Origin of the sequence: uncultured Meiothermus sp., from assembly GCF_937863175.1 — a bacterium.
Taxonomy (GTDB): Bacteria; Deinococcota; Deinococci; order Deinococcales; family Thermaceae; genus Meiothermus.
In genome coordinates, this window is sequence record NZ_CALMCQ010000140.1 from 1 (window position 1) to 4,860 (window position 4,860).

4 protein-coding genes are annotated in these 4,860 nt (G+C 60.6%); 1 reads left to right on the forward strand and 3 read right to left on the reverse strand.

The features are described 5' to 3' along the window. Positions 1-29: 29 nt before the first annotated feature. Positions 30-1,595, reverse strand: a complete 1,566-nt coding sequence (locus tag Q0288_RS05620) for an acyl-CoA carboxylase subunit beta (protein WP_299428438.1) — start codon at positions 1,593-1,595, stop codon at positions 30-32. A 316-nt stretch (positions 1,596-1,911) separates the two neighbouring features. Between Q0288_RS05620 and Q0288_RS05625 the strand changes: the two genes are divergently transcribed. Further along, on the forward strand, positions 1,912-2,652 hold the full coding sequence (locus Q0288_RS05625; protein WP_299428441.1) for a tetratricopeptide repeat protein: 741 nt from the start codon (positions 1,912-1,914) through the stop codon (positions 2,650-2,652). A 197-nt stretch (positions 2,653-2,849) separates the two neighbouring features. Here Q0288_RS05625 and Q0288_RS05630 read toward each other — a convergent pair whose 3' ends face one another. Beyond that, positions 2,850-3,344 (reverse strand): Rab family GTPase, encoded by a 495-nt coding sequence (locus tag Q0288_RS05630; protein WP_299428444.1) that lies wholly within the window; start codon positions 3,342-3,344, stop codon positions 2,850-2,852. A gap of 194 nt (positions 3,345-3,538) precedes the next feature. Then, on the reverse strand, positions 3,539-4,860 hold a 1,322-nt coding region (locus Q0288_RS05635), incomplete at its 5' end, for a hypothetical protein (protein ID WP_299428447.1).

The following is a 4,860-nucleotide window of genomic DNA, read 5'->3' on the forward strand; positions in this document are numbered from 1 at the left end:
AGAGCCGACGGTTCAGCCTGCGGAACGATCTACAGCGGAATGTTCCCATGCTTCTTGTAGGGCAGCTCTTCTTGATTGGTGGAGAGCATCTCGAGGTGCTGGATCAGTAGTCGCCGGGTCTCGGCGGGGTCAATTACATCGTCAATGTAGCCCCGTCCAGCCGCCACGTAGGGGTTGTCGAAGGCTTTTTTGTACTCGGCGATCTTGGCCTGGCGGGTGGTGGCAGGGTCGGGAGAGGACTGGATTTCCTTGCGGTAGATGATGTTGGCCGCCCCTTCCGCGCCCATCACCGCCACCGCCGAGGTAGGCCAGGCCAGCACCACATCTGCGCCCATGTCGCGGGAGTTCATGGCCAGATACGCACCGCCATAGCTCTTGCGGGTAATCAGGGTGATCTTGGGGACGGTGGCTTCGGCGTAGGCATAGAGCATCTTGGCCCCGTGGCGGATGATGCCCTGGTGCTCCTGGGCCACGCCGGGGAGGAAGCCGGTCACATCTACGAGGGTCAGGACTGGAATGTTAAAGCCATCGCAGGTGCGAATAAAGCGGGCCGCCTTGTCGGAGGCATTGATATCCAGCGCACCAGCCATGTAGCGCGGGTTATTGGCCACAATGCCCACCGACATCCCACCCAGGTGTGCAAAGCCCACCAGGATGTTCCTGGCAAAGCTGGGGTGTAGTTCCAGGAACCTGCCCTCGTCCACGATGGTCTCGATGACCTGGTGCATGTTGTAGGGGCGGCGGGGGTCGGGGTGCACCAGATCCAGGAGTTCGGGGGTTTTGCGGTTCTTGGGGTCGTGGTTCTCGAAAATGGGTGGTTTTTCCCTGGCATTTTGCGGCAGATAGGTCAACAGGCGCTTGATGGTGTCGAGCACGCCCTGATCGCCGTCGCACTCGAGGTGGGCCACGCCCGATTTGGCCGTGTGGACTTCCGAGCCGCCCAGTTGCTCGAAGGTGACTTCCTCGCGGGTCACACTCTTGATAACCTCCGGCCCTGTGATGAACATGTAGCTGTTGCCTTTGCTCATCAATACAAAGTCGGTAATGGCCGGGCTGTACACGGCTCCACCCGCGCAGGGCCCCAGAATCGCCGAGATTTGCGGCACCACCCCCGAGTAGACCGCATTGCGATAGAACACCTCGCCATAGCCCGAAAGGCTGTCCACACCCTCCTGGATACGGGCCCCCGCCGAGTCATTTAAACCGATCACAGGAGCACCGACCTTGACCGCCATATCCATCACTCGAGCGATCTTCTGCCCGTGGGTTTTGCCCAGGCTGCCGCCCAGCACTGTAAAGTCCTGGCTAAAGACAAAAGCCGTGCGCCCCCCCACCTGGCCATAGCCCGCAATGACCCCGTCGGCAGGTGCTAGCACACCGTGCATCAGCTCGGTTTCGGGGTGTTCGGCAAAGGGTTGCAGTTCGACAAAGGTATCCTGGTCGAGCAAGTATTGAATGCGTTCACGGGCGGTCATTTTGCCTGCCTCGTGCTGCTTCTTGATCCGTTCCGGCCCACCGCCTGCTTCGATAAGTTTGCGCCGTTCTTCCATTTCTGCCAACAATTCTTCCATCCAGGCCCGCGTGTTGTCTGCCATAGCGTTTGTATCTTACCAATGCCCTTTGGTGTCATTCGTACCGGCTGGCTTGAAGCGACGCGGGCTCCAGTACCTGATTTCCGGTAGGAGTTCCGCCCGTCTTACTGCGGGATTTGCTCTCGAGCGGCTTGCTTCGGGGCCTGCAGGGCATACCGATTTCACTGTTACCAGACCACATGGGTCTGGGCCGGGTTTGCCGCATAGCGTTTTTGGTTCCCGCCGCACCCGGGCCTCGAGTCCTTCCTGCTGCTGTGCCATTTCAGCCAGGTGCTCTTTTCATGCCAGCCCCGATACAATAGGCTGTTAAACCGGAACGATGGAAAAACTTGAGCAGGTAATCCGTTTGGGGCGCTACGAGGAAGCCCGAAGCCGCATTCTGACCGGGGAAGACGGGAATGCCGATGGGTTGGCGGTGCTGCTGGAGCTGCGCGACTGGCTGCGGCTGAAGGAGTACGGAAAGGCTCAGAAGCTCCTAGAACAGGATGGCGATTTGATTGCAGGCTACCTGGATGTGTCCGAAGCCAGGGCGGCTATCGAGGCCTTTGATCTGGAGGATGAGAGCAAAATTACTGCCTACCTCGACGACCCCCACCTGGGTGCAGAGGCCTGGGCGGCGCTGGGGCTGGTGCACATTCGCAGTGGCAATCGAGAGGGGGCCAGGCAAGCCTTTGATACGGCCCTGCTGGCCGATCCCGGCCACTACCGGGTCAGAACCAACCTGGCCAATTTGACCCTCGAGGCGGGCCAGACCGACGAGGCCATTCGCATGTACGAAGGGGTGCTGAAGCTGAATCCCGAGTATGCCCTGGCGCATCACAACCTGGGGGCGGCCTACCGCAAAAAAGGCCAGATTGACAAATCGGTTTACCATATCAAGCGGGGCCAACGCTTACAGATGCGGCCCGTGGCCCGCCCTCCTCGCTCCATGGTGCCGGGTTCATCTGCCCCACTGCCCCTGCCCGAACGCCGTCCCTTCCTGGGCCGTTTTGGCAATCGCTGGTGGCTGTGGTTGATGGTGATTGTGGTGGTGTATTTGCTGCTGGCCCGCCAACCCTGAGGGGTGTGCGCGGTTCCCGTGCTGCGTTGTTTTTGTGCGGGTGCGCTCGGAGGCTCTACCGCAGTTTGCCTCCCCAGATCTGGCCGTGGTCTACGCACCAGAAGCAGTTCCCCACTCCGGTCGAGATGCCCTCGAGTTCAGGGGGACGGGTTGACCAACCGCTGCACTTTGTGCGGCAGCCATCCGAAGACGGCTCCTCAAGACTGTTGCAGCATTTGCTTGGCAAGGGCCGTAAAGCTCTCCTCAACCCCCTCACCGGTTCTGGCGCTGGTGTAGTGAATATCCCACCCCCTGGCACGAAGCTTGTTCACTTCGGCCTCACTAACCTGCCAGGGAAGGTCGCGTTTGTTGAGCATCAGGATGAAGGGAACCGATCCCAGCACCTCCTGGGTGCGCTGCTGAATGCTCAGGGCAACCTCCAGGGTCTCGGCACGGGTGCCATCGGCCACCAGCAAGTAGCCAGAACTACCGCGCAGGTAAAACGATTGCACCCGCTGAAACTGGTCTTCGCCATAGAGATCCCACAGCACCAGACTTACTTCCTGGTTGCCCACTTCGACGACCTTCTTGTCAATTTTGACGCCCAGGGTGGTCTGGTACTTTTCCGAAAAAATACCGTGCACATACCGTGCAACCAGGCTGGTTTTCCCTACCGCGAATGCCCCCAGCATGCAGATTTTTTTCTGAATCACAAATAAGCCCCCCACCCCTTTTTGATAGAACCCAGATGTTGAGATATCGGCCCACTGGTTGCTGCAAATATGGGTGCAGTCTAAGGTTGGAGATGCCCCGAGCGCAAGAGGTCGCTTTGAGCGGGGGAGGTGCGCTTATTACCGTCGAGTCCACGACCGGGCCGGTGCAGGGGCCAGCCCCTGCTTCCGACGGACTACCGGCTCTGGGGTTCCAGTCTAAGCTGGCTGGTCTCGAGGTGTTGTACCCCTAGCAGGGGGGCCAGGTTGCGCAGGCGGCTGAGCCAGGCCCAGGTGCTGCTTCCCGAGGCTACCAGCACCCCATCGCGCCAGACCAGCTGTACTGTGCTGGGGGTTCCTAGTTGTTGCTGTACCCGCCTGAGCACGATTTCGGGCTCGAGGGAGTGATAGGGCTGCCAGATAGCCCGAAGCTGCTCGGGACGAAGGGGAAGACCGTCCAGCAGTCCCTCGGGGCTGGCTGCCAGGGGGTCGCGCAAGCCCCGCACCAGGTAGCGCCGGGGTGCATCGGTTACGACGATGCCAGGGGTGTTGGAGAGGCGGTCGAGATATGTATTCCAGGCCCGCTCGGTCTGGAAATTGTTCCACCCCCACCAGCCCAGCCCTACCAGCAAAACGCCCACCATCAGCAGAACCGCATAGGGGCGACGGCTCTCGGGGCGCTTGTACTGGGTTTCCAGCAGGGCTTCCAGCATGGGATGGGCATCGGTAAAAATCTTGTTATCACCGGAATAGCGCCGCAACTCCTCGGCAAAACGGGTGTGAATTTCCGAAAGTGTGTCCTGCAACCGCCCCTGTAACTCCTTGGGCGGGGCGCCGCGCACCACGGCTGCCAGGATGGCCTGGGCACTCTGTTCCACTACCAGCACCCTGTCACCAAAATTCACCGTATTGAGCCCCGCGCCCGGATCAAACGCATCCCGCACAAAATCACCGATGGCCGTGAGCATTCCCGATACCAGAGCACCATCCTGGACACTGGTGCCAGGGGCTGCTTGGTGGGCCAGCAAAAGCCCACTGTCCCGCTGGATCAGCAACACCTGTTCCACCCGGTAGAGCAGGGTGTGCGAAAGCACCACCTCGGCGAAGGTTTTCCCGGTAGAAAGGGCCTCGAGCCGCCAGCGCAGGCCCTGGACGCTGAAGGCCTGGTCGAGGGTCTGGTTGAGGCTTTGGGTCAGGGAGGCAAACAGGCTGGCCACCGCCCGGCGAATGGTCGGCAGCAAGATGGGGAACAGGATTTCAATCAGCAGCCTGGGGTTGCGCCGCACCAGCCGCACGAAGGTTTCTTCCAGAATCGGGTTGAGTGCGTACTGTACCGATTTATCGGTTCTGGTGCGCCGAATTAAGGCACTCGGCAGGGCCTGAGAGACCTGTTCCTCCCACATCGCGGGGTTTCGCAACTCCTGCAGGGCCTGCTGTTCGGGCTGGAGCAACAACCGCCGCAGCACCTCGAGGTCGTCGGGTGGGGTTGGAGGGGTGGGGTGGGCCATAGCGAACCAAC